General features: G+C 56.5%; 23 protein-coding genes. 5 read left to right on the top strand and 18 right to left on the bottom strand.

All coding sequences use genetic code 11. The features are described from left to right. Positions 1–13 precede the first annotated feature (13 nt). The 7 genes from ccmB to yajC form a co-directional block, all read right to left on the bottom strand. Positions 14–670 (bottom strand): heme exporter protein CcmB, encoded by a 657-nt coding sequence (gene ccmB / locus AC2FJV_RS11175; RefSeq protein ID WP_282021834.1) that lies wholly within the window; start codon positions 668–670, stop codon positions 14–16. Continuing rightward, complete coding sequence (gene ccmA, locus AC2FJV_RS11170) at positions 667–1,281, bottom strand: heme ABC exporter ATP-binding protein CcmA (protein WP_142633088.1); 615 nt, start codon at positions 1,279–1,281, stop codon at positions 667–669. The genes ccmB and ccmA overlap by 4 nt, the downstream gene beginning before the upstream one ends. A 113-nt stretch (positions 1,282–1,394) precedes the next feature. Further along, positions 1,395–1,748 (bottom strand): Mth938-like domain-containing protein, encoded by a 354-nt coding sequence (locus tag AC2FJV_RS11165; protein ID WP_496713749.1) that lies wholly within the window; start codon positions 1,746–1,748, stop codon positions 1,395–1,397. Between the two features lie 9 nt (positions 1,749–1,757). Next, complete coding sequence (locus tag AC2FJV_RS11160; RefSeq protein ID WP_496713747.1) at positions 1,758–2,504, bottom strand: TSUP family transporter; 747 nt, start codon at positions 2,502–2,504, stop codon at positions 1,758–1,760. Continuing rightward, positions 2,497–3,471: a protein translocase subunit SecF gene (gene secF / locus AC2FJV_RS11155; protein ID WP_142633084.1), complete on the bottom strand. Its 975-nt coding sequence runs from the start codon at positions 3,469–3,471 to the stop codon at positions 2,497–2,499. Before secF ends, AC2FJV_RS11160 begins: the two co-directional genes overlap by 8 nt. 1 nt (position 3,472) lies before the next feature. Continuing rightward, a complete protein-coding gene (secD, locus tag AC2FJV_RS11150; protein WP_282027340.1) occupies positions 3,473–5,134 on the bottom strand; it encodes a protein translocase subunit SecD in 1,662 nt (553 codons plus the stop codon). 33 nt (positions 5,135–5,167) lie between these two features. Next, positions 5,168–5,455 carry a preprotein translocase subunit YajC gene (yajC, locus tag AC2FJV_RS11145; protein WP_142633080.1) on the bottom strand — a complete coding sequence of 96 codons (288 nt, stop codon included), beginning with the start codon at positions 5,453–5,455 and terminating at the stop codon, positions 5,168–5,170. Positions 5,456–5,681: 226 nt separating this feature from the next. Here yajC and AC2FJV_RS11140 point away from each other — a divergent pair, with 226 nt between their 5' ends. Then, on the top strand, positions 5,682–7,340 hold the full coding sequence (locus AC2FJV_RS11140; protein WP_496713745.1) for a mechanosensitive ion channel family protein: 1,659 nt from the start codon (positions 5,682–5,684) through the stop codon (positions 7,338–7,340). Between the two features lie 72 nt (positions 7,341–7,412). Next, complete coding sequence (gene serS / locus AC2FJV_RS11135; protein WP_496713743.1) at positions 7,413–8,705, top strand: serine--tRNA ligase; 1,293 nt, start codon at positions 7,413–7,415, stop codon at positions 8,703–8,705. Between the two features lie 57 nt (positions 8,706–8,762). On the opposite strand, the gene AC2FJV_RS11130 is transcribed toward serS, so the two are convergent. From AC2FJV_RS11130 to AC2FJV_RS11110, 5 genes are all read right to left on the bottom strand, one after another. Further along, entirely contained in the window at positions 8,763–9,302 is a 540-nt protein-coding gene (locus AC2FJV_RS11130) for a helix-hairpin-helix domain-containing protein (protein WP_496713741.1), read from the bottom strand. A gap of 39 nt (positions 9,303–9,341) precedes the next feature. Continuing rightward, positions 9,342–10,328: a fatty acid desaturase gene (locus AC2FJV_RS11125; protein WP_496688496.1), complete on the bottom strand. Its 987-nt coding sequence runs from the start codon at positions 10,326–10,328 to the stop codon at positions 9,342–9,344. A gap of 165 nt (positions 10,329–10,493) precedes the next feature. Further along, on the bottom strand, positions 10,494–11,957 hold the full coding sequence (der, locus tag AC2FJV_RS11120) for a ribosome biogenesis GTPase Der (RefSeq protein WP_142633070.1): 1,464 nt from the start codon (positions 11,955–11,957) through the stop codon (positions 10,494–10,496). 48 nt (positions 11,958–12,005) lie between these two features. Next, positions 12,006–13,328 (bottom strand): PQQ-like beta-propeller repeat protein, encoded by a 1,323-nt coding sequence (locus AC2FJV_RS11115; protein ID WP_142633068.1) that lies wholly within the window; start codon positions 13,326–13,328, stop codon positions 12,006–12,008. A gap of 38 nt (positions 13,329–13,366) precedes the next feature. Further along, positions 13,367–14,038: a hypothetical protein gene (locus AC2FJV_RS11110; RefSeq protein WP_142633066.1), complete on the bottom strand. Its 672-nt coding sequence runs from the start codon at positions 14,036–14,038 to the stop codon at positions 13,367–13,369. A gap of 225 nt (positions 14,039–14,263) precedes the next feature. Here AC2FJV_RS11110 and AC2FJV_RS11105 point away from each other — a divergent pair, with 225 nt between their 5' ends. Together AC2FJV_RS11105 and AC2FJV_RS11100 are read left to right on the top strand one after the other, a co-directional pair. Next, positions 14,264–15,496, top strand: a complete 1,233-nt coding sequence (locus AC2FJV_RS11105) for an efflux RND transporter periplasmic adaptor subunit (protein ID WP_496713739.1) — start codon at positions 14,264–14,266, stop codon at positions 15,494–15,496. Next, entirely contained in the window at positions 15,493–19,272 is a 3,780-nt protein-coding gene (locus AC2FJV_RS11100) for an efflux RND transporter permease subunit (RefSeq protein WP_496713737.1), read from the top strand. Before AC2FJV_RS11105 ends, AC2FJV_RS11100 begins: the two co-directional genes overlap by 4 nt. A 32-nt stretch (positions 19,273–19,304) precedes the next feature. Here AC2FJV_RS11100 and AC2FJV_RS11095 read toward each other — a convergent pair whose 3' ends face one another. The 3 genes from AC2FJV_RS11095 to AC2FJV_RS11085 form a co-directional block, all read right to left on the bottom strand. Beyond that, the gene (locus AC2FJV_RS11095; RefSeq protein WP_496688503.1) at positions 19,305–19,709 is read right to left on the bottom strand and encodes a DUF2147 domain-containing protein; all 405 of its coding nucleotides are present in this window, start codon (positions 19,707–19,709) and stop codon (positions 19,305–19,307) included. Positions 19,710–19,760: 51 nt separating this feature from the next. Continuing rightward, positions 19,761–21,566 carry an ABCB family ABC transporter ATP-binding protein/permease gene (locus AC2FJV_RS11090; protein ID WP_142633058.1) on the bottom strand — a complete coding sequence of 602 codons (1,806 nt, stop codon included), beginning with the start codon at positions 21,564–21,566 and terminating at the stop codon, positions 19,761–19,763. A gap of 77 nt (positions 21,567–21,643) precedes the next feature. After that, a complete protein-coding gene (locus tag AC2FJV_RS11085) occupies positions 21,644–22,897 on the bottom strand; it encodes a LysM peptidoglycan-binding domain-containing protein (RefSeq protein ID WP_496713735.1) in 1,254 nt (417 codons plus the stop codon). 126 nt (positions 22,898–23,023) lie between these two features. Between AC2FJV_RS11085 and AC2FJV_RS11080 the strand changes: the two genes are divergently transcribed. Next, on the top strand, positions 23,024–23,587 hold the full coding sequence (locus AC2FJV_RS11080; RefSeq protein WP_281994432.1) for an LOG family protein: 564 nt from the start codon (positions 23,024–23,026) through the stop codon (positions 23,585–23,587). A gap of 36 nt (positions 23,588–23,623) precedes the next feature. Here the strand turns inward: AC2FJV_RS11080 and AC2FJV_RS11075 are convergent, their stop codons facing one another. The 3 genes from AC2FJV_RS11075 to AC2FJV_RS11065 all read right to left on the bottom strand — a co-directional run bounded on the left by AC2FJV_RS11075 (position 23,624) and on the right by AC2FJV_RS11065 (position 25,770). Continuing rightward, the gene (locus tag AC2FJV_RS11075) at positions 23,624–24,076 is read right to left on the bottom strand and encodes a host attachment family protein (protein WP_142633052.1); all 453 of its coding nucleotides are present in this window, start codon (positions 24,074–24,076) and stop codon (positions 23,624–23,626) included. Between the two features lie 208 nt (positions 24,077–24,284). Then, positions 24,285–25,166, bottom strand: a complete 882-nt coding sequence (locus AC2FJV_RS11070; protein WP_496713733.1) for a metallophosphoesterase — start codon at positions 25,164–25,166, stop codon at positions 24,285–24,287. Between the two features lie 4 nt (positions 25,167–25,170). Next, positions 25,171–25,770, bottom strand: a complete 600-nt coding sequence (locus tag AC2FJV_RS11065; protein ID WP_142633050.1) for a superoxide dismutase — start codon at positions 25,768–25,770, stop codon at positions 25,171–25,173. Positions 25,771–25,866: the final 96 nt, after the last annotated feature.

Raw genomic sequence — 25,866 nt, 5'->3', positions numbered from 1 at the left:
AAGTTACACTGTGTCACCGTAGGTTAATGCGCAACACGGCGGCGCTGGCAAAAGGTAACAGGGCAATCGTCGCCGCAGTGATCCCAGCCAGCATCAACAAGGGTGTCTGCGTTTCCATTCCGGTTGCGCCGCGGCGCGCGACCTCGGCCCCGAAGATCAATGTCGGTACATAAAGAGGCAGCACAAGAAGCGACAGCAGCAATCCGCCGCGTTTCAAGCCGACCGTAAGAGCGGCACCAAAGGTTCCGATGACGCTCATCGCGGGCGTGCCAATCAAAAGTGAGACGACAAGCCAGAAAAAGCCGGGCAAAGGCAAATTAAGCAGAACGCCCAGGAAGGGCGCGGCCAGAACCAGTGGCAAGCCCGTAGTCAGCCAATGCGCCAAAGACTTGATCGTTACGACCGCTTCTAACGGCAGGGGCGCCGTCGCCAATAGGTCGAGCGAGCCGTCCTCCCAATCCAGCGCAAGCAGCCGGTCAAGTGACAGAAGGCAGGCCAAAAGTGCCCCCAGCCATAGCACGCCAGGTGCAATCGTGGACAACAACGCGGATTGCGGGCCAACTGAAAAAGGCACCAGCACGGTGACGATAAGAAAAAACGCCAGGCCAAGGCCAAACCCTCCGCCCGCACGGAAGGCCAGTTTCAAATCACGTAAAAGCAGGGCGATCACAGGAAACCTCCGTCGAGATCATCGACAGGTTTCGGTTTAGCCTTGTAGGGCCCCACATCCAGGACCTCTCCGTCCAGACCAAGGTCGATATGGGTGGCAATCAAGGCAGACCCGCCCTGCCCCAGATGCGCGCGCACCGCGTCTGCAAACATCTGCACTGCATTCTTATCCAGCGACACAGTGGGCTCATCCAACATCCAGATGGGTCGTTCGGTGACCAACATCCGCGCCAACCCCAATCGACGTTTCTGGCCTGCCGACAGATTGCCGGCATGGCGATCCGACAGCTCAGTCAAAGCAAACGCGTCCAAGGCCGGTTGAATGCTGTGACTGCCGAAGACCTGCGCCCAGAACGACAGGTTTTCCACCACGGTCAGAGTCGGCTTGAGTCCGTCGGAATGTGAGGCATAGGCGATCCGGTCCTCAGCCCCGTCGATCTGCCCCTCAAGCGGAGGCTGCAGGCCTGCCAGCGTTCGCAGCAGCGTTGTTTTACCGATCCCGTTCGGCCCGCGTAGGATAAGCGCCTTTCCGGGCTCCAGCGAAAAGCTGAGATTTTCCAGCACAGGAACGCCCCCTCGGGCGATCGACAGGTCGGTCACGGTCAATGTCATGAATCCCGCTTATCCTATTGCCGTCAGAGGCAAAAGGCGGGATTTGCCGCAGCATACCGACAGCAACGTATTTGGGTGGCATCTAAGCGCAAGGACAGAGGAAAAGAATCCTATCAGATCGGTAGCAGCGCCAGCGCAATACGGCGCCCTTCGGATAACAGGATATTGTATGTGCGGCACGCGGACGGAGAGTTCATGATCTCAACCCCGATCCCCGAATCTTCCAAGGCGGCGCGCAGATCAGAAGGAATATGGGCCAGCTCAGCGCCGGTTCCAATAAACAGCACATCGACCTGACCCGCCAATTTCAACAGACCATCCCTGTCGTCGTACCCGCCCCATTTCGCTGATCCTGCAGGGCCGGTCAGCACCGACCCGTCATAGACCTGACCACCGATGCGGAAAAACCCAGGACCATATCCGTCAACAGGGGCCGCATTGTCATAAGAGATTTCATTCATACGCATAGGAGGCATCTAGCCCCAAAGCGGTAGGCCCGACAAGGCTGCAAGCGCTATCGCCAGATACGCAGCGGCACGATAAAGCTTTTCCCGCTCGGGCCGGAACATCCAACCACCCAGCCAATTACCAGCCAGATTGGGGACCGCCAGAGCCAGACCCAATATCACAGCAGGCAGCGTGATACGGTCCATGCCAGTCAGGTACCCCAGAAGCAGAAAATCAAAGGCGAACAGGTATAACAGGATCGTCGCACGGATCACGGCCACGGGAAGAGGTCGAGACATATAGAACAAGATAACGGCCGGTCCGGGCAGGCCCGCGACACCGCCCAAAAACCCACCAGCGCTTCCTATTCCCAAAACCATTTTGCGACTGACATGACCGTGATAGCGCAGACCGAACACTAGAATAGCCAGCATAAGAAACGCCAACAGGCTAACGGTATAGCGAAATACATGTGGATCGACCGTGGTCAGCAACCACAGCCCCAATGGCAGAGCGAGTGCGCACCCTCCCACCAGACGGACCAGATCACCCCTGTCGACCTCTCGCCAGGCCCGGCGAAGGTTGGGCAGCGGGCCCAGTATATCCATGATTGTCAGGCAGGTCAGCGCCTTGAAAGGATCAAGGAATGGGGTTGCGATTGGCAGGAATATCAGGGCGGTCCCAAATCCGGAAAAGCCGCGCACTACACCGCCAAGAAAGGCAGCAAAAACTATGATGGCCAGCCCTGTGGGGGACTGGCCAAAATACTCAGGCATCGATGTTGGCAAACTGGTTGCCAGAAGTGTTTGATGGCTTGGACCAGTCGCGCTTGACGCCCAGCCACAACAGGATGGTTGAGGCCACAAAGACGGACGAATAGGTACCTACGATCACACCCCAAATCATAGCAAAGACAAACCCGCGGATCACATCCCCGCCCAGAACATAGAGCGAAATCAACGCCAGCAAGGTGGTGACAGAGGTCATGACTGTCCGGCTGAGCGTTTCGTTGATCGAAATGTTCAGAACCTCCTTTAGGTCCTTTTTCTTGTATTTCCGCAAGTTCTCGCGCACCCGGTCGAACACGACCACCGTATCATTCAACGAATAGCCCACGATGGTCAGCAGCGCAGCGATGATCGCCAGATCAAAGCGGATCTGCAGTTCGGAAAAGATGCCGATAGTCAGGATGACGTCATGCACCAGCGCAGCGACAGCCCCCAGCGCAAACTGCCATTCAAACCGCAGCCAGATGTAGACAAGCACCGCCCCAATGGCGAGCACCACCGCGATTACGGCGGTCTGGATAAGCTCTCCCGAGACTTTGGGTCCTACAGATTCGACGCTTTCGAAGGGCAGTTTCAACCCGGGGTCCGCTGCGGCAAGAGCTTCGCCAATTTGTTCAATCGTGGCCGCATTGACAGCCTCAGCATCATCCTGCGCCTGAATGCGGATCATCGCGACATGTTGATCTGGCCCGAAGCTCGGATCGAAAATCTCGGTGATCGTCACGTCGCCAAGTCCAAGCGGCGCAATAGCGTCACGATATGTGCCGACATCGATTTCCTGCGCGCTTTGGGTCCGAATGGTGGTCCCTCCACGGAAATCAATGCCGAAATTCAGGCCCTGCAGCATGAATGACGTAAACGCGACAATCATCATCAAGGCCGAGATACCCAGCCAGATCTTCCAGCGACTGAAGAAATCGAACGAGGTATTCTGGGGTACGAGTTTCAGTCTCATGTCAAACCTCGATCGTTTTCGGACGGCGGCGTTCGAACCAAATCACGATCATCAGGCGCGTCACGAAGATCGCGGTGAAGACCGAGGTCAGAATACCCAGACCCAAAGTGATTGCGAACCCGCGCACTGGCCCGCTGCCCATGGCAAACAGGATTACAGCGGTAATGAAGGTGGTCACGTTGGCGTCCAGAATGGCCGACAGCGCTTTTTCATAACCCAGCTCAATCGCGCGGGCAGGACCTTTGGCAGATTTCAGTTCCTCTCGGATACGCTCGAAGATCAGTACGTTGGCATCCACCGCCATACCTACCGTCAGAACGATCCCCGCGATCCCAGGCAGGGTCAACGTCGCCCCAATCAGGGAAAGCAGACCAAACAACAGGCCAACGTTGATGATCAGCGCAATATTGGCGAAGAAACCAAACAGGCCATAGCTGAGCGCCATGAATGTCAGCACCGCGACAAAGGCCACGATGGTAGCCACCTTACCCGCGTCGATACTGTCCTGGCCCAGCTCGGGGCCGATGGTTCTTTCTTCCAGAAACTCCAGCCCGGCGGGCAGTGCCCCTGCGCGCAACAGGACAGCCAGATTTGTACTTTCCTCGACGGTGAAATTACCGGTGATGATACCAGACCCGCCGGGGATATGACTTTGGATCACCGGGGCTGAGATCACTTCGTCATCCAGAACGATGGCGAAGGGTGCCCCGATGTTTTCCAGCGTGTAATCACCAAATTTACGCGCGCCAGAGGTGTTAAAGCGGAAACTCACCGCCGGGCGGCCATTCTGGTCAAACGCGGGCTGCGCATCGACCAGTTCCTCGCCCGTTACAACCGGCGCGGCATCCAACGTGTAATAGACGCCATTTTCGTCAATCGACGGCACCACCTCTTCGCCAACGCCCGCTATCGCATCGGGGTCGGTTCCGCGCCCAACGACGGGGTTAAAGGTCAGTTGCGCGGTCGTGCCGATGATCTCTTTCAACTCTCCTGCGCTGCCGATACCTGGCACCTGGATCAGAATACGGTCGGTGCCTTGCCTTTGGATGGTCGGCTCGCGGGTGCCCACCTCGTCAATCCGGCGGCGAATGATTTCCAGCGATTGACGCACGGTGCGGTCGTCTGAGGCCAGCTTCTCGGCCTCAGAAAGTTGTACAATGATCGTATCACCTTCGGCGCGGGCCTCGATATCCGTGGCCCCTACACCGCTGAGGGTCTGCACCTGACGGGCCAGACCGCGGACAACCTCCAGCGCGCGGGACATGCCCTCGGGCTGACTGATGCGAAGGCGAATCTCATCAGGCGCCGCTTCCTGGCGACGGATGGTGCCCACAGTGGCACGTTCATCCCGCAGCGCATCCCGGATTTCCGGCCACATCGCATCCATGCGGGATTCGTAGACGTCACCCACCCGAACTTCGGCCAAAAGATGCGCGCCTCCACGCAGATCCAGCCCTAGATTGACCAGCGACGACGGCAGCCAGTTCGGCCATTGCGCCGCCTCGGCCTGCATTTCGGGGGTGTCAACGCCAAGCTCGATCGCCGCCTTGGCGTCATTGGATTGTTCAACGCGCGTATAAAACGCATTCGGCAGGGCCATCAGCAAGCCAGTCACGCAGACCAGCCAGATCAGAACCCGCTTCCAGGTATCAATTTGCAGCATTACCCTGCCTTTTCAAGGGATTGTATCGCGAAGTTACTTCGCCGGCTCAGTCTTGTTCAGAACCTGCGAAATGGTCGATTTAACCACGCGGACTTTGACTCCCTCGGCGATTTCGACTTCGATCTCGTTGTCGCCTTCTTTGACCTTGGCCACTTTACCAATCAGCCCACCCTGGGTAACGACCTGATCGCCCCGGCGCACGGCCTCGACCATGGCTTGATGTTCCTTCATTTTCTTCTGCTGTGGACGGATCAGCAGGAAATACATGATCGCAAAAATCAGGATCAGCGGGAGAAACTGGGCGATTGCGCCACCTTCCATGGGATATTCCTTTTGGTTTGGTACTGCGAAAATGCTCCGCAAATTTGGCGAGAACCTATTCTTTGAAATGCCTGTTTGCAAGGACAGGAGGCGCTTGGAATTTATTCTTTAAAAAACATGGATAACTTTGCCGGTCTTTCTGCATTTCCAAGGATTAAGGGCGCCGGGTCAGTTACCCTCTATGAAGATGCTCCCGCTCGGATATAGTTGTAATGAGGGAGGTCCGATGACGCATTTTATTCAATCCTTTGGCATGTTTGTCCGGCTGATCGTGACGACCTTGCTACTGGCCCTGCCAATCGCGGCATCAGCTCAGGATATCGTGGAAGACATCCGCGAGGATGATGAACAGTCCGAGACCTTCAAAGCACCGGTTATTGTCGACGGTGAGATGCTGTTTTTCTTGCGTGGGTCCAGCGCGCTACCGGCGTCGGAACGTGTCGAGCGGGTGCAGGAGGTCATCGTCGAAGTTGCCGAAGCCTCAACAAGCACAGAGGTCTCGATTACTTTTGAAGACACAGAGCTGGGGACCAGCATTCGGGCCGACGGCGTACAGGTCACCATCGTCACAGAGGCTGACGCCGCGCTGGATCAAATAAAGCTGGATGTTCTCAGCTATTTGCATGGCCAGGCCATCGAAGAGGCGATCATCGCCTACCGAGCCAACCGAACCGATCAGGCCCGCGTATCCGGCGCCATAGAAGCGGCGGGCTGGACCCTTGGTTTCGTTGTGTTCGTCGTGGTTATCTTGTGGCTGCATCGCAGTATCCGACGGCGGACCTTGAAGTTTGTTAAGCTCCACCTGAAAGATGTTGAGACCGCTACAGCCAAAAGCGTACAGGCCGAAGCGATTGCGGCACTGGTCCGTTACGGCCTGAACTTCATACTGCTGATCATCTTCTTTCTGGGCTTTTACTACTACCTGTCCTTTGTCCTACTTTCCTTTGCTGAAACCCGATATTTCGCGCAACTGCTGCTAACCTATCTGACAGAACCCGTTCTTCTGATCTTTAAGGGAATCATCGGCTATTTCCCGAACCTGATCATGCTGGGCCTGATCACATGGGTTACAATGTATATTATCAAGGGTATGCGTGTGTTCTTTGACGCGGTTGAGGCCGGAACTTTTGACCTTGGCGATTTCGAAAAGCACTGGGTGAACCCAACGTTCAATATCGCCCGCGTGGTTGTTATCCTGATCGCTCTGGTGTTTGCAGTGCCCTACATTCCGGGGTCGGACTCGGCCGCGTTTCAAGGTCTGACCCTTCTGGTGGGTGCCATGCTGTCGCTGGGCGCAAACTCGGTTGTGTCCAACATGCTGGCCGGTCTGTTCGTGATCTATCGCCGGTCAACCTCGATCGGGGATCGCATTCAGATCGGGGATCACATCGGCGACGTGGTTCAGATCAAGCTGATGGAGACGCATCTCAAATCCATCAAGAACGAGTTGATCTCTATTCCAAATGCCCAGTTGATGAACTCGGACGTGGTGAATTTCTCAAAAAGAACCGACGGCAGCGGGCTGTTGCTGCATACGACCGTGGGAATCGGGTATGAGGAACCATCCGAAAAAGTCGAGGCCATGCTGATCGAAGCGGCCAATCGCACCAAGGGCATCAAGGCCAAACCCGAGCCGTTTGTGTTGTGGACCGCGCTGGCAGACTACGCGATCAACTACCAGATCAATGGGTATTCGACCCGTGGCAGTATCATTCCCAAGATCCGCTCGGACCTGCATCGCAACATCGTGGCCGTGTTCAATGAAAACAATGTGCAGATCATGACGCCGTCTTACATGGCCGATCCGCCAAAACCAAAAATTCCGCTCGAAGACTGGGATGGCCATTTGGCGCATGAAACACACGACGATACGGATAAGTCGTAACCGGTGCTACACCCCGCCTTTCAGATGGTGCATAAGCGGCTGCAGTGATTCACGCATTTAAGGACCTGAACCATGCACGACATCCGCGCCATACGCGAAAACCCAGCCGCCTTCGACGCCGCCCTTGCGCGCCGTGGGGACGCGCCGGTGTCGTCGGACCTGTTGCGCCTGGACGAAAGCCGCCGCGCCAAGATATTGGCCGCAGAAACCGCTCAGGCGGAGCAAAACAAGGCGTCCAAAGAGGTTGGTGCGGCCAAGGGTCGTGGCGATGAGGTCGAGTTCGAGCGCCTGCGCGCGCTGGTCGCCGAGAAAAAGGCCGAGATCGCCCAGATGCAGACCGAGGCCAAGGATCTGGACGCCCTTCTGACCGATCAACTGATCCGCATCGCCAACCTGCCCGCCGAAGATGTGCCCGAAGGCGTGGATGAAAACGACAATGTCGAAGTCATCCGCTGGGGCACTCCGCCCACACTGGATTTTGCGCCCAAAGAGCATTTTGAGATCGAAGCCGTCCAGACCGGTATGGATTTTGAGACCGCCGCGAAACTGTCCGGCTCGCGTTTTGTGCTGCTGTCCGGTGGCGTAGCCCGCATTCACCGCGCATTGGCGCAGTTCATGCTGGACACACATATCAACGAAAACGAACTAACCGAGGTCAACGGCCCGGTTCTGGTTCTGTCCGAAATGATGCAGGGCACCGGGCAACTGCCGAAGTTTGGCGAGGACAGCTATCAGACCCGTGAAGGCTGGTGGCTGATCCCAACCTCAGAAGTGTCGCTGACCAATATCGTCAATGAAACGCTGATCGAAGAAAGCTATTTGCCTCGCCGCTATACCGCGCATTCCCTGTGCTTCCGGTCCGAGGCTGGCAGCGCTGGCAGAGACACCCGTGGGATGCTGCGCCAGCACCAGTTCGAAAAGGTCGAGATGGTCTCAATCACCCATCCGGACAAATCGGATAAGGAACAAAAGCGCATGTTACGCTGCGCCGAAGGTATTCTAGAAAAATTGGGCATACCCTATCGCACGGTGATCCTGTGTACGGGCGACATGGGCTTTGGCGCGCGCCGTACCTATGACATCGAGGCATGGTTGCCCGGACAGGATACCTATCGCGAGATCAGCTCGGTCTCGACTTGTGGTGATTTTCAGGCCCGCCGCATGAACGCGCGGTTCCGCCCCGAAGCGGGTGGCAAACCGGAATACGTCCATACACTGAACGGCTCCGGCCTGGCTGTCGGTCGTTGCTTGATCGCCGTACTGGAAAATGGTCAGAACGCCGATGGTACCGTGACCTTGCCCAAGGTTCTGGCCCCCTATCTTGGCGGTAAACTGACCTTACAGCGGGACGGCACGCTGGCATAAGAAAACCGGCGCTAACCAACTGCGCCGGTCCTGAGAAAATCAAAAGGCGGAGGAGGTCTACTTCTTCGTCTTTTTCTTATCTTTTTTCTTACTCTTCTTCTTGCCCACTTTCTCTTTGGCGTCCTGTTTTTTTTGATCTTTTTTCTTGTCGTCCTTTTTGGACTTTTTATCCTTTTTGGCTTTGGCTTTCACCTTGTCCTTTGCCTTTGAGAATGCGGCCTCCATTTCCAGCAGCTTTTTGGCAGCTTTCTCAGCCTTGGCTTTTGCCTTGGCCTTTTTTCGCGCTTTGGCTTCAGCAGCGGCTTTCTCTTCAGCAGCCTTCTGGGCGGTTTCCTCAGCCCGCTTCCGGGAGGCAGCAGTAACGCCCTTCCGAGCAGCTGGGCGCTTGGTTGCTGCGCGCGCAGTCGTGGTTTTGGCTGAAACGGCTACTTTCGCCGCCGCAATAAGAACCGGTGCCCGTGCCACACCAATGCGGGGAACTTTGACGAGCTCTGCGGGTTTCGCGCTCGCAAGGTCTTCTGCGGTCTTGAAGCCATTGGCAATCAACGCTTGCCCAAGCGCCTCGCCTACACCCTTTACATCGGTCACTGCGGTCATCAGAGTTCCTTTCCTTCTCACATCGGGCCGGAATACCGGCTAGCTGCTACGGGCCAGCCCCCGGGATTGATCCTTAGGAGGGAAAGGTACAAGCCGTTTGTTGTCCTCATCCCAAAGTTTCAGATTCAAAGCCGCTACCGCCTCGGGGAATTTGATCCGGCGCGGCGTATACTCGGACGGGAGGTTATAGTGGCATTCCCGCAGCCGGTAAGAGGGGATGCGCGCGTTGAAGTGGTGTATGTCGTGCAATGTGATGCAGGCCACCGCATTATCAAACCACCAGCCGAAATCCAGCGCCGACGACCCCTGCAGCGCGGCCAATTTCGGATCCAGATCTGGGCGACGGTCCCAGTATGTGTCTTCGAAATTATGCTGAAGATAGACTAGGAAAACTCCCAGCATCCCGCCAAGGAAGGAAAAGGCCACCCAAACCAAAATACCGGTCGCACCGGCGATCAGATACAGCAGGCCCAGGAAAATCAGGATCGACAGGTTGTGCAGCAGCACGCCTTTGACGCCGAACCGCACCGTATTCTTGGGCCAGCGGTAGCGAATGAAATAAGTAAACAATGCTCCGACCGGTACCAGCACAAACGGGTTGCGGTATAGGCGATAATACAGCCGCGACCACAAGTTCGCCGCATTCCATTCCCTCACGGTCATGGTATGAATTTCGCCGGTCTCACGATGTTCCAGATTGCCGATGCCGGAGTGATGCAGGTTGTGGTTTTGCTTCATCACTTCGAATGGAGCGAAAGTGAACGGGGACAGCCCATGCCCTGCCCATTCATTCTGTGCACGCGTTTCAAATAGCGAATGATGGCCGCAATCGTGCTGCAGCACGTAAAGGCGAACAGCGGAAAACGCGAAAACCACCCCGGCAGGCATCATAACATACCAGCGGTCCACATAGATGATGGCTAATGCCAACGATGAGAAATAAACCGCGAAAGTCCCAAAGTAGCTGATCGCGGCCAATCCATTGTCCTGAACCGCGTATTGACGTGTGTATTCTCTCAAATCCATTCCGTCGGCTCCCCACAATGGCCCGTTGCAATGTGATTCTAAAAATGGGTGCGGTCTTCCCGCAAACAAGCGACACGCTTGGAAACAAAAGCGCGCCAGCGAATGCTAGCGCGCCATCAAAGGGCTGTCACGCCCCGAGATGAAAAATGCAACAGATTGGCGCAGTTACGCGCGTCCCTTCAAATGTTTGGCCAAGGCACCTGCGTTTTTCTTACGCCGTCCCTTATAAGGGTTCTTGTCTCCCTGCCCGCGCAAGGTCAGTCGGATGGGGGTCCCGGGCATATCGAAACTCTCACGCAGGCCGTTGACCAGATAACGGTTATAGCTTTCAGGCATCTTGTCGGGGTGCGAACACATAACCACGAATCCAGGGGGGCGGGTTTTGGCCTGTGTCATATACCGCAGCTTGATCCGGCGACCCTGCGGCGCTGGCGGCGGGTGCTGTTCCAGCATTGCGATCAACCAACGGTTCAAAGCAGCAGTCGGCACACGCCGGTTCCAGATATCATGGGCGCGTAGGATAGCAGCACGCAGGCGCTCAAGCCCCCGCCCTGTTTTGGCGGAAACCGTGACCAGTGGAGCGCCGCGCAACTGCGGCAGAAGACGTTCGAACGATTCTTTCAGATCGCGCAGTTTTTCCTGCTTGTCCTCTTCGATATCCCATTTGTTAATGGCGACAACGACGGCTCGGCCCTCGCGTTCGGCCAGATCCGCGATGCGCAGATCCTGCTGTTCAAACGGAATCGCCGCATCCAGCAACACCACCACAACCTCGGCAAATTTTACTGCACGCAAACCATCCGATACAGAAAGCTTCTCAAGTTTTTCCTGTACCTTGGCTTTTTTGCGCATCCCCGCCGTATCGAAGATCCGCATCGGCGTGCTTTCACCCTCGGGGTCGGCCCAGTCGATCCGCAGGCTAATTGCATCGCGTGTGATCCCGGCCTCGGGTCCGGTCAACAAGCGATCTTCGCCAACGATCTTGTTGATCAGGGTGGATTTTCCGGCATTCGGGCGACCAACAACGGCAACTTGCAACGGCTTGGCGTCGGTGATCAACGGGGTTACGGCTTCGCCGTCTTCATCAAGCTCGATATCAGTTACGGGCGCTTCTTCGATCGCTTTTTCCGCAGCAGCATCCGCCAGAGGCATCAGATGTGCGTAAAGATCGGTCATCCCCTCGCCATGTTCACCCGACAGGCGGACCGGCTCGCCCAGACCCAGATTATAAGCTTCGAGCACACCGGCATCAGCCGCCGAACCTTCGGCTTTGTTGGCCGCAAGGATCACGTGTTTCGATCGTTTGCGCAGAATCTCGGCAAACATCTCATCTGTGGGCGTCAACCCCACACGCGCGTCGATCATGAACAGGCACACATCAGCCATGTCCACGGCGCGCTCGGTCAGGCGTCGCATCCGGCCTTCAAGGCTGTCGTCTGTCGCATCCTCAAGACCCGCCGTATCAATAACGGTAAAGCGCAGATCGCCCAGACGCGCTTCGCCTTCGCGCAAATCGCGCGTAACACCTGGCTGGTCGTCGACCAATGCCAGTCGTTTGCCGACGAGGCGGTTGAACAAAGTGGATTTGCCCACATTGGGGCGCCCCACGATAGCGAGGGTCAGGGACATGATACTCAACTTTCAAGACTCAGACGCGCCCTTTAGCGCATCTTGTCGTCAACGGAAAGCGTGCAGTTCACCTTTGGTCGAAACGACGTACAAGGTTTGCCCGGCAACAACTGGCGCCGTAGTGGCACCGCCGGGAACCTCGACGCGGTGAACCAGCGTGCCGTCGAGCGGGTTATAGAACCTTAGATAACCATCGTTCGATGCAACAACGATACGCCCACCAGCCATGATCGGCCCGTAATGCGCATAGATTGCGCCACGCCGACCGGGCTTGTCCTTGACGAATCCAGGCAAGTCCTGCGCCCACACAATCGAGCCATCCGAGGCATCCAGACGCACCAACTGACTGCGATCACTAATCAGGAAGATGCTGTTTCCAGCCGGCCAAACCGTATCAACTGCGCCTTCATCCGCGGTCCATCTCCGCTCACCCGAAGTGGAATCGAATGCCACGGTGCGGCCCGAATGGTTGCCGATATAGATGGTATCGCCGACCACCATCGGGCCGCCTGTTACGTCAACGATCTGCGCTGCGGCGCGCCCGCGACGCCCACCAGCAACCGACGCGTTCCAGCGGCGAATACCACCTCTGCGGAACGTTGCAGCTATATCGCCCGAGCCAAATGCAAACACCGAGAAATCCGAGGCAATCACCGGCGCAGGCGCGCCCAACACATTGCCAACGCTTGGGGTGCCCTGAACCTGCCAGAGGATGCGCCCATCTTTTGTATCAATCGTCCATCCGATTTCATCTCCGGCGACAAGATACAGCAGGCCATCATTGATCAGAGGTGAGCCGCTGCCCGTAGCATTCAGGCGCTTTTGCCAACGAATGGCACCGGTTTTGCCATCCAGAGCGGTCAGGCGACCAAAACCAGAAGACACATAAAGAACGCCATTAGCATAGGCCAATCCACCGCCAGTTGCATCTGAATCTCCGTCGGTGCCAGGGATTAGATCTGTACTCCAGGCAACCTGCCCCTGCGGTGAGACCGCTGAAACGGTCGCTCCGGAATCCAGCGTGTAGACCAAACCACCTGCAACGACCGGCTCGGCCGTGATGCGCTGCTTGCGCGAATCTCCATCACCGATCGACGTTGACCACAGTTTCTGTGGAGTATTACGCAAAGAGGCATTTGTCGTCCGATACGCAGCGGTTCCCGGGCTTTGTGACCAGTTGGCATTGGCCGTCTGGGCAGGAAGGCTGATCGGCTTGGCTCCCTGGGTCTCAACCGTTTCATTGTCGGATGTTGGTCGGATGTCCTCACGAGCTCCGGGCAGGATGACCTCGGGCTCCTGACAAGCCGCCAGCAATGTCAGGGAAACAACCGCGACCGGCAACCCAATACGGGGGAAGAGACTAATCACCATGATACTCCGAACTTGCCTGTCATTTATTTTCTACCGGTTCAGCTTTGCCGTGCGACCAGCGGTTCCGGTTCACCACCCAGCGCAACAATCAACTGTGTTGCGCGTTGCTGCAGATCTACGCCGATTTCAGCGTCCTGCCGCATTGCCTGCAAACGGGAAATGGCGGCATCGACTTGACCTTCGGACACTTCGATCAGTGCCAGTTGCTCCTCTGCCAGCAACCGCAATGGGGCTCCCGGCACGGCCAGCGCTTCGAATTGCTGACGCCGGTCTGCTACCGGCATTGTCTCGCTTTGCAGCAGCAAAGCCTTGAAGGTCGCGATGGCCCGGTAAATTTCAGGCAGATCACCCTGAACCGCAATGGCGTTCAGACTCTCAACAGCGCCCTGCCCGGACTCGATTTCGGTCTGCGAGGCAGAAAGGAGCATCTTTACAATCGCATCTCCACCGGGTGTTGGTGCAGGTACCAAGGCAAGATCATCGGCACGATCGGCGGACTCATTCTGTGCCATAGCGGCCAGAATCGCATCTCCCAGATCCTGTGCCTGACTGGTTGCGCGCGCCTTGCGCAGTTCGTTGAACGCGGCACCACCAACGATCAGAACAACCGCCACTACGCCAACCCAACCCCAACGGCGCAAAAGCAAGAACAGACGGTCGCGGCGCACCTCTTCGGTCACCTCATCAATGAAACTGTCGACGTCGCTCATCCCTGCTCCCCGGGCTTGTGTTCTGTGATAATGGGCAATGTCATACCCCGCTGCCATTGCCAAGCCAAGGGTCCGATTTCATACAATTCCCCCACCTGCGGATACCCTTGCAGAAAAAAGTGAACCGAACTATTCAGTTTAGTGTGGAAAAGATGAGGCCCCGCCCCCATTTCTAAGCATGCGCGCCGAGGGACAGTCGGCAAAGAATTCTGGGAGAGACCCTGTATGCGTTTGATTTCATTCGTAAACGCCTTTTTGGTGATTGTTGCCTTGTTCTATTTGGTATTCGAAAGGGATGCATTATTAGCATTCGCCGGCCGCGATGATTCAAACCCGGGCACTACGTCCGAGGCAGAATCTTCTGAAATTCCCGCAGAGGATCGGCACGTAATCCGTGTAGTTGCACAGCGCTCTGTCGCCCGCGAAGTAGACAGTGCAGTGACTCTGCGTGGACAAACCAGAGCAAACCGCGAGGTCGAAGTTCTGGCCGAAACGACGTCAACTGTCGTATCAGAACCCAAGCGCAAGGGCAGTTTTGTCGAAGCCGGTGATTTGTTATGTGAGCTGGATCCAGGCACCCGTCCGGCAAGCCTGGCCGAAGCAACAGCCGCCAAGCTTGAAGCCAAAAGCCGGGTGCCCGAAGCCGAAGCGCGTCTGCTGGAGGCACATGCGCGCGTAGCCGAAGCCGAAATCAACTTGAAAGCCGCACGAAAGCTATCAGAGACCGGTTTTGGGTCGGAAACCCGCAGGATTTCCAGCGAGGCGGAAATGAGTACAGCCCAGGCTGGTATCAAAAGCGCCGAAGCCGGGCTGGAAGCAACACGCGCCGGTATCGAAGCGGCATCAGCCGAAGTCGAGGCCGCCGAACGTGAAATCGAACGCCAGACGATCGAAGCTCCATTCAAGGGTCTGTTAGAAAGTGACACAGCTGAGCTTGGAAGCCTTATGCAACCAGGGTCGCTGTGTGCGACTGTGATCCAGTTGGACCCAATCAAGTTGGTCGGGTTTGTTCCCGAGGCAGATGTGAACCGGATCATCGTAGGGTCCGAGGCTTCGGCCCAGCTGATCTCGGGGCTTCAGGTCTCTGGGCGGGTCACCTTCCTTAGCCGGTCGGCCGATGAGACCACCCGGACCTTTGAGGTCGAGATTACCGTTTCTAACCCCGACCTGACAATTCGGGACGGTCAGACTGCGGACATCCGAATCTCGGCTGAAGGGACCAAGGCACATCTGCTGCCTCAGTCCGCACTGACGCTGAATAACGATGGCAAAGTTGGTGTACGGACCGTTGGAAATGGGAACATTGTGGATTTCCTGCCGGTCACTTTGTTGCGCGACACCTCCGAAGGTGTCTGGGTTGACGGGTTGCCGGAAACGGCGGACATCATCATTGTCGGGCAAGAATTCGTGACTCGCGGCGTGATGGTTGAGCCAACTTATCGGGATGCAGTGCAATGACCGGAATAGTAAGCTGGGCCGCTGGCCGAGCCCGAATGGTTCTGGCATTTATCGCGATTTCCTTGATCGTAGGTGGATACGCCTATGTTGGCCTGCCGAAAGAAGGTGAGCCGGATATCGAAATCCCTGCGCTTTTCGTCTCGGTTCAGTTCCCCGGCATTTCCGCTGAAGACTCGGAAAACCTGCTGGTCAAGCCGATGGAAACCGAGCTGGCTGATCTGGACGGTCTCAAAGAAATGACGTCGACGGCTGCCGAAGGCTATGCCGGTGTCGCGCTGGAATTCGATTTTGGATGGGACAAGACGGCGATCATGGCCGATGTCCGCGACGCCATGAACAGCGCCCAGGCCGATTTTCCTGAAGGGGCTGAGCAATATACCCTGACCGAGATCAACTTTTCTGAATTCCCGATTGTGATTGTCAATCTGACCGGGGCTGTTCCTGAAAGAACAATGGCCCGTGTCGCCAAAGATTTGCAGGATGATCTGGAAGCATTGGATTCCGTGCTTGAGGCAGGGATAGCCGGCAATCGAGACGAATTGCTAGAGGTGATCATCGACCCGCTGCGGCTGGAAGCGTATAACGTTACCGCCGCCGAGCTGATCAATGTTGTTCAGAACAACAACCAGCTGATCGCCGCTGGTGAGGTGGAAACCGATCAAGGCACCTTCTCGGTCAAGATCCCTTCGTCTTTCAAGACCGCCCAGGACGTGTATGACCTACCCGTCAAGGTCAATGGCGACCGCGTCGTGACCATGGGCGAGCTGGCGCAAATCAACTATACTTTCGAAGATCGCGAAGGCACCGCCCGCTTCAACGGCGAGGCCACCGTGGCACTGCAGGTCGTCAAACGCAAAGGCTATAACCTGATCGACACGGTCGACGAGGTCAAAGCCTCTATCGCAGCGGCCCAATCCAAATGGCCAGCCGAGATGCAGGCGGCGATCAAACTGGGCACCTCGAACGACCAGAGCCGGATCGTAGGGTCGATGGTCAGCCAGCTTGAGGGTTCGGTTCTTACCGCTATTGCGCTGGTTATGATTGTCATTCTGGCCTCGCTTGGGACCCGTGCCGCCCTGCTGGTGGGTTTTGCGATTCCAACCTCATTCCTGCTGTGCTTTGCATTCCTTGCGGTGATGGGGGTCAGCATTTCGAACATCGTCATGTTCGGTTTGATTCTTGCGGTCGGAATGCTGGTCGACGGGGCCATCGTGGTGGTTGAATATGCCGACAAGCGGATCAACGAGGGCGTGGGTCCCATGCATGCCTATGTCGAAGCCGCACAACGGATGTTCTGGCCGATCGTATCCTCGACAGCTACGACATTATGCGCCTTCTTGCCTATGCTCTTTTGGCCCGGCGTTCCGGGCGAATTCATGGGGATGCTACCAGTTACGCTGATATTCGTTTTGTCGGCGTCGTTGATCGTTGCATTGATCTACCTGCCCGTGATGGGCGGCGTTTCCGGCCGCCTCAGCCGCGTGTTTGACCGGTCGTCGAACTGGCTGAGGGCGCGAACAGCCTGGTGGGTTCGGGCAGCGATGGTTCCCCCGTCGTTATACCTGATCTTCCTGGGGGCGATGCAGACATTGAACCCGGACTACCTGGTCGATTCAGGTAGTTCGGTTCTTGGAATGATCCTGTTCATGCTAGGTGCGTTTGCCGGGTCGGTCACCCTGAGCGCGGCAAAAATCGAACGCGCCCCGGTTGAGCATGTGCAGACCAGCCGCGAACACACACGCTTTGGGCATGTGGTGAAATTCCTTGTGGGCAACCCGATCATGCCGATTGTATCAATTGTGGTGATTGGCCTTGCTGTAGCTTCAGTCATGACCGCATTTGGGAAAAACAACCGCGGTGTTGAATTCTTCGTTGAAAGCGAACCAGAGCAGGCCACGGCCTATGTCCGTGCGCGCGGCAATATCTCTTTGGCCGAAAAGGACCAGATGGTACTCGCCGCAGAAGAGATTATCAGTGCGCACCCGGCTGTTATCAACGTCTTTGCATTCGCTGGTGAAGGTGGTTTGGACACCGGTGGACCTGGTGGCCAATCCCCGGCGGATACCGTTGGTCAGGTTCAGTTCGAAATCATCCCTTGGGAAGACAGACCGAACGTCTCGGAACCGATTTTCGGAGGATTGTTGGACCGGCACACAGTGGCGCCAGACTATGACGGCGACTATGTTCTGGAAGAGTTGAACAGGGAGCTTGCGCAGCTACCGGGGATCATCGTTGAGACCTTGCCGCTTGAGCAAGGGCCAGGCTCTTCCAAACCTGTCCATCTGCGGATCAAGGCCGATGGCTGGCAAGAGCTGACATCAGCCACCCTGGCCGCGCGTGAGGTATTCGACGCCACCCCGGGCCTTATCAAGATCGAGGACACGCTGCCCTTGCCCGGCATCGACTGGCAGATTGACGTTGATGTCGCCAAAGCAGGCCGATTTGGCGCAGACGTAGCCACCGTCGGTGCGATGGTACAGCTTGTTACGCGTGGCCTTTTGCTGGGCGAAATGCGCCCGGACAACGTGGATGATGAAATCGAAATCCGTGTTCGCCTGCCTGATCAGGATCGTGTCTTGTCAACGCTTGACACGCTCAAGGTCCGCACGGTCGATGGTTTGGTGCCACTGTCCAACTTTGTCTCGCGCAAACCAGTCGCCAAACTGGCCGAAATCAACCGTGTCGATCAGGAACGTTATTTTGACGTGAAGGCGGATGTTGAGCCCGGCCTGAGCAATGTTGTGGTCACAGGACCGGATGGCGCCGATCAAAGATTGGCAGTGGTGCGTGAACTCGCAGAGGATGAAATCCCAACAGCTACCGCATTGGCATTTCCCGATGGGACTCAGTTCGAACTGATCATGCTGACCGAGGCAGAAAGCACCGATGATTTGCGCACGCTGATCGAATCCGGTGACGCGCGCACCAGTCTGATTAACCCGAACGAACGGATTGTTGTGTTGACTGAATGGCTGGAAACCGATCCTTTTGGTAGTTCCGTCAGCTGGACATGGACAGGTGATCAGGAGGATCAGGCCGAATCCGGGGCGTTTCTTGTGAATGCCTTTATGGGCGCGTTGGGGCTGATGTTCGTTATTCTGCTCGCGCAGTTCAACTCGTTCTACAATTCGATCCTAGTTCTGCTGGCCGTGGTACTGTCCACAACAGGTGTTCTGATCGGTATGATGGTGATGCAACAGCCCTTCTCGATCATCATGACAGGAACGGGTATTGTGGCTCTGGCGGGGATCGTGGTGAACAACAACATTGTTCTGATCGACACCTATCAGGAATATAGCCAGTACATGCCAAGGATCGAGGCGATCATACGCACCGCCGAGGCACGCATTCGTCCGGTTCTGTTGACCACACTCACCACGATGGCTGGCCTTACCCCGATGATGTTCGGGCTGTCGCTGGACTTTATCAACGGCGGGTATTCGATCAACAGCCCCACAGCGCTGTGGTGGAAACAGCTGGCAACCGCAGTTGTCTTTGGCCTTGGTATCGCGACGGTACTGACGCTGATCGTGACGCCTTCGCTTTTGGCTATGCGGGTCTGGGTGACAACCTATGCCATCTGGTTGGGTAAGATTTTGGCCCGCGCTACAGCAGGAAAATCCAGCCAGGTGGCGCTGGATATGGCCATCGGTAAAGCCGCGATGAATGCTCAGGCAACCGAAATGGTCTGGGATGATGAGCTGCGTACCGACGATGCGAGCGCTGACAGTTCCGGGAAAGAACCGACCGGTTCACCGCTGAAAGCAGCCGAATAAAAAGCAACAGGGTTGGGCAATCCAGCCCTGTTTTACTCGCGCGTCCAGGTTTGATGCGCACAAATGTGATGTTCACACCCTTTGACCATCAGAGTGTCACCCTTCAGCGTCATTTGCGGAACTGCATCAACATCCACTAACGGCACCCAGAATTCACCCCCGCCATATTTACCACCGCCTTGGCTGCTGACATCCCAGAACAGTTTCTTTCCGATATTCGGCGTCTGTACTGCTTTTCCGCTGGCGTCATATGCAGATAAAATCTGACCACAGAACTTGTCACCGCAGGCTGTAATTTTGATGTCAGAGACGAGGTTCTTCCGGTCCGGCTCGGTCTTCCAAATTCCGATGATGGGGTCTCCAAGCGCATAGACCGGTGTAAGTGTGGCAACTGCCGCTATGGCTGGCACAATGAACTTGCGGAAATATTTATGCATAACAAAACCTCAGATGAGTGATCTGTAGTGTAACATAGTTTGGGCCGCCTATCAGGCCGCCTGCATATCCGATTGCTGGCGATTCCAAAGCTGGGCATAACGCCCCTCACGTTTCAGCAATTCATCATGCGTGCCTTGCTCCAGGATTTTGCCACGCTCTAGCACTACAATACTGTCTGCTTCGGCGATTGTGCTCAGGCGATGGGCAATCGTCAGAACCGTACGCCCCTCGCCCGCATGGGCCAAAGCATCCTTGATGTCTTGTTCGGTATCTGTGTCCAGCGCCGATGTCGCCTCGTCCAGCAAAAGGATCGGCGGGTTTTTCAGCAGCGTTCTGGCAATACCGACCCGCTGCTTTTCCCCACCCGACAGCTTTAGCCCGCGCTCACCGACTGTGGTGTCATAGCCTTCGGGCAACGTGACTATGAAATCGTGGATCTGGGCAGCCCGGGCGGCGGCTTCGACATCTTCCTGCGTGGCCCCGTCGCGTCCATAGGCAATGTTATAGCGAATGGTATCGTTAAACAGCACGGTATCCTGCGGCACCACTCCGATTGCCGCGTGCAGGCTGGTCTGCGTGACGTCGCGCACATCCTGCCCATCAATTTTCAGCGCGCCCCCGGTGACATCGTAGAACCGGAACAGCAACCGACCGATGGTGGATTTACCCGACCCCGTCGCACCCACAATCGCTACGGTTTGGCCCGCAGGAATGGTTAGGGAAACACCTTTGAGAATTTCCCGCTCAGCATCATATCCGAATTGTACATCATGCAAGGTAACCTCACCCCCTGTTACATCCAGATCCGGTGCATCGGTCTTGTCGACCACTTCGGCGGGTTGTTCCAACAGGTCAAACATCTGGCCCATATCGACCAGAGATTGGCGGATTTCCCGATACACCGTACCCAAAAAATTCAGCGGTACGGTAATCTGGATCATATAGGCGTTGACCATAACGAAATCGCCCACGGTCAGCGTCCCGGCCTGCACCCCAATGGCTGCCAAGACCATTACACCGATCAATCCGCAGGTGATCAGAAAGGACTGCCCGAAATTTAGAAACGCCAGAGAATACGCCGTCTTGAGAGCCGCCCCCGCATAGGCTTTCATTGACACATCATACCGTTCAGCTTCACGCGTTTCGGCATTGAAATACTTGACGGTTTCAAAATTCAGCAGGCTGTCGATGGCGCGCTGGTTCGCCTCGGTATCCTGATCATTCATCTCGCGGCGCAGTTTCACGCGCCACTCGGTCACCGCAAATGTGAACCAGATATACAGCGCGATCGTTGCCGCGACGACCACCAGATACCAGACATCAAACAGCCACATCAGAATGATCGCAACAAGCAGCAGTTCAAGGATCAAAGGCCCGATGGAAAACAGCAGGAAACGCAAGAGGAACTCGACCCCTTTTACGCCGCGCTCGATAATACGGCTCAGACCGCCCGTGCGCCGCGTCACGTGATAGCGCATCGACAACTGGTGGATATGCTGGAAAGTTTCCAATGCCAGTGCGCGCAATGCCCGCTGCCCGACAGGAGCAAAGGCCGCATCCCGCAACTGCTGCAAACCAACAGTCATCATGCGCGCGACACCATATGCCACCGTCAACCCAACAGCACCCAGCGCTACGGGGGGAACGCCCTCGCCCGCCAGGCTATCAACCGCGCCTTTGTACAAAATCGGGGTGTAGACCGCGATCAACTTGGCCAGAACCAACATGCCCATAGCAATCAGAACGCGGCGCTTAACCCAGGGCTCATCCTCGGGCCAGAGATAAGGCGCAACTTTCCGGATTGTACGCCAGCCAGAGCTGCGCGCGTCCAATTTTGGGATATTGTCGGAATTCATCGGGGCTACTCGTCTCTTCACGTACCGGAACTGCGGTCAGAGAGTGCCCCTGACCCCGGAAGGTCAGAGGTACAGGATTATTCCGGAATGGTGAATACCTGCCCCGGATAGATCAGATCCGGGTCGCGGATCGCGCCTCGGTTGGCCTCGAACAGTTTGACATACAAGACACCATCGCCAAATCGTTCCCGAGAGATAGCCCAAAGCGTATCACCCTTTTGTACTGTAACCGAACGGATGGCCGGTGTTTCCTGAGAGGGTGCAGGCCCATCGTCCACTTCGGCCACGCTCAGAACTTCTAGAGGCTCACGCTTGAACGGGGTTTCCAGACGGCTTTTAACCGTGCCGTCCGAGGCAACCTCATCCACACGCAGCGTATACACACCGGGATCAATGCCTTCGATCTCGCTGCGCCATTTTCCATCATCCGTGGGCTGCATATCGGCGACCAGTTGGTTGTCCAGGTACACGCGTACCGCGGAACCATCAGCCACGCGGCCGGTCAGCTCGACCTCACCCTTGTCTGAATACCCGATCGTATCCAACGCAACCTGATCAGGTTCGGTGCTCTGAGGCGTCGCAGGTTGGACAAGCTCGACCCCGTCTTCCCCCGATCGCAGGATCGCAACCTGTTGTCCTTGCGTGGAATCTGTCGTTTCTTCGGAAGATGTGTCGTCGGTTTGAGCGACCTGCCCCGCCTCGGTTTCGTCGCCGCCTGCGGATTCGTCGGCTGCGGTGGTTTCTGCAGTATCGACCGATGCGACCTCTGGTTCAGGTTCGGGCAATGCCGCAATCAGATAGTCATCAGAGCGTACAGGTTGATCGACCCCATCGGTTTCCAGCGTCAGACCGCGTGCGGCGGTGGAAAACGGAATGGACACGAATTCTGCAAACTGGCCGCTGTCATCGACGGTAAAGCTGTGCAGTGTTTCGCCATCCAGCAACACTCGCACCTCAACGCCGGGCTCTGCGTTACCGGACAGAACCGCATTCCCATCAGGCTCGACGAAGATCTGGTCAAGGGCCGGAGGTGCAACTTCGGCAACATCCGCTACCGGTTCAGCAGTTTCGTCCGCCCCTTCTGTCGACGCCTCGGCTTCTATCGTATCCGTATCCGTATCGTCGGTCTGCGGGGCATCCCCTGTGTCGGAAGCTACAGAGGTGTTCTCTGACGCATCCTCCGCCACATCTGTTTGCGGCGCTGGGTCCAGAGGTGTGCGATCAAACGCGCCGGAAAAATACGCGCCGCCTGCGCCTAACAGAACCAGCAAACCGGCGATCACCCCCCAGGTGAAAGATCCGGAGCCTTCGCTACCCGAATTGGAATCCATACTCTTCCTTTCACTCCGCAGCGCAAATGCCTTATCTGCAACGCAATCTGCCTGACGGTTGAGCCAATCTATCAATACCGCTATCACGGGTCAAAACCCCAGATACAACCCCGGAGAACCCTCCCGATGTCTCAGAAATCCGTCTGTGTGTATTGCGGGTCACGCAATGGCGCCCAAACCAGCTATTCCGACGCCGCCCGGTCCTTTGGCCAGCTTCTGGCGCAGGAGGACTGGCGGCTGGTCTATGGTGCTGGCGATGTGGGCCTGATGGGCGAAGTTGCGCGCGCAGCGCAATCCGCCGGAGGCGACACATTCGGCGTAATTCCCGTTCACCTGTTAAAGCGCGAGGTCGGCAAGACCGACCTGACCCGTTTCGTGATTACCGAAACGATGCACGAGCGGAAAAAGGTCATGATCATGAACGCCGATGCCGTGGTCGTCCTGCCGGGTGGTCCGGGTTCACTGGACGAATTGTTCGAAGCCCTGACATGGCGACAGTTGGGTCTGCACGACAAACCCATTCTGGTCATGAATGTTGATGGATATTGGGATGCCCTTCATGATCTTGTGCAGCAGGTCATCGGCCAGGGATTTGCGGACACATCTCTGGCCGATTTCATAACGTGGGTCGACAGCCCGGAAACGGCTATGTCGACACTGAGGGCGATGCTGGTCCCGCATAAGGGCTAGTCGGGCAGTATGGTCCGTCCGCAGATCGCCGGATACTCAACTGGCTGGTTTTAGACGGCTGATCAGAACCTGTTCCACTTTGTTCAGCGGGTGGTTGGTCAGGGTCTTATCAACCTCTGCAACCACTTTCCTTAAGACTTCGCTGTGCAGGCGGCGACGCAGAAGGCCCAGAACATGGGGGCTGGCGACCAAAACCAGGCGTTTATATGCGCCCTTCAAACCTTTGCGATTCAACAGATTTGCCACATCCTGCACGAACAGAGACTTGGCCTGCGATTTCCACTTGGGTTCTTCAACGGCAGATTTCTGATTGGGCCCATTGTCAGAGCGCCGCCCCGCCCGATCAGAGGGCCTAGCGTTTGGGACATCGCTTTCTTCGACCGAGACAACCACCAGATTGGGGTCTTCGGCATCCGTGATATTCTCCATGAACAGCGCCTTTTCCCCGTCGGCGATGACAATCCATGTTCCCTGCGTTAATGCGACCATTGTGATCTCCTGATTTGGTTTTCTGAGACCATCCCTCATCTTTCAGGCACGGCTAACCATTTGCGCAACTTTGTTTTTCGCTGCGCCGCCTGGAATTTTTTCAAGTGATTTGCGGCTCTCTCCTCCGCCACACTTAAAGTAAGCACTGCGCGCCGTCTTACAATCCGGCCGGACCGCGAAACTGCGGCTATAGGCGGGTTTTCACCGGTTAGGAGAACAGTTCGATTACCGTAATTTCGGGCGTTACACCAAAACGCACGGGCAGGATCGAACATCCGATACCCCCGGACACGACCAGATCACGATTGCCTTCGCGCACGTGACCATAGGCATAGCGATTGCCGAATTTCGAGGGCACCACCGGCGACCAGCCAAACAGCCGTACCTGCCCTCCATGAGTATGACCTGACAGGGTCAGGGTCACGCGATCGGGAACTTTGGGGAAGATATCCGGTTCATGCGCCATCATCACCACCGGGGCATCATCCGTGATCTGCCCAAGCGTCGCAGGCAGGTCATCCAGCCCTTGGTATCGACCATTGCCCGTATAAATCGCCAACTGATCTTCGAGGCCTGCAAGCCAAATCCCGGCACCATCCAGTTTGAAGGCCTCGTTTGAAAGCACCCGGATACCATTCCGTCTCAGCGCATCGCCGTACAGATTCGGCCCGCCCCTGCGCTTTTGGGCTGACCGGTCATCCCACCAATCGTGATTTCCCAGAACCGCATAGACACCATGCTTTGCCTGCAACCCGGACAACACCGGCGCCAGATCGGCAATTTTAACCGGTTGTAAATTTATCCTGTGCCCGGCGGCATAGTCCCCCAACAGCAGGATAAGGTCAGGTGACAGAGCGTTTGTGCGCCGAACGATCTGCTGGACTCTTTTCAACCCCACATAGGGCTCACCAACATGCAGATCAGCCAGCACCGCGATCCGCAGCGGCGGTGCGGTCCAGTCCGCGCGCCGGATCCGCCACTTACGAACACGCAGGCGCAGCGCGGGTTCGATGAAGAAACCATACGTGGCAGCAAAAAGGCCTGCCAGCATCACTGCCAGCAGGCCCTTTATGAACCCTCTACGGGTCACTGGATCACATCCGCGAAGCGACGTTTTCCCAGTTCACCAGATTGTCGAGGAAGTTCGACAGGTACACCGGACGCTTGTTGCGGAAGTCTATGTAATATGAATGCTCCCACACGTCGCAGCCCAACAGAGCAGTCTGGCCAAAGCACAGCGGGTTCACGCCGTTTTCGGTCTTGGTCACGGCCAGCGAACCGTCCGCATTCTTGACCAGCCACGCCCAGCCCGAACCGAACTGACCGGCACCAGCCGCGCTGAACTGCGACTTGAACTCGTCAACCGAGCCAAAGCATTCGACCAGCGCCTTTTCCAGCTCGCCAGGCATGGCGTTGTCGCCGGGGCCCATCATCTCCCAGAACTGGTTGTGGTTCCAAAGCTGACTGATGTTGTTGAAGATGCCGTTTTGCGCGACGGCATTTGCGTCGTAGGTGCCGGTGATGATCTCTTCCAGCGACTTGCCGTCCCACTCGGTACCAGCGATCAGCTTGTTGCCGTTGTCGACATAGGCCTTGTGGTGCAGGTCGTGGTGAAATTCCAATGTTTCGGCGGACATGCCCTTGGCTGCCAGCGCGTCGTGTGCATAAGGAAGATCAGGAAGTTCAAAAGCCATCTCGGCCCCCTGTTTAAAATGTAAGTTGCGGTTCCCAAGGTTAAATGCTTTGGCAAGTGCCGCAGGTCAAGGGCAGAGATCATAAAACCCGGAGGT

This window comes from Ruegeria sp. CDSA241, from assembly GCF_059611265.1.
This window is presented reverse-complemented; position numbering and strand designations above follow the sequence as displayed.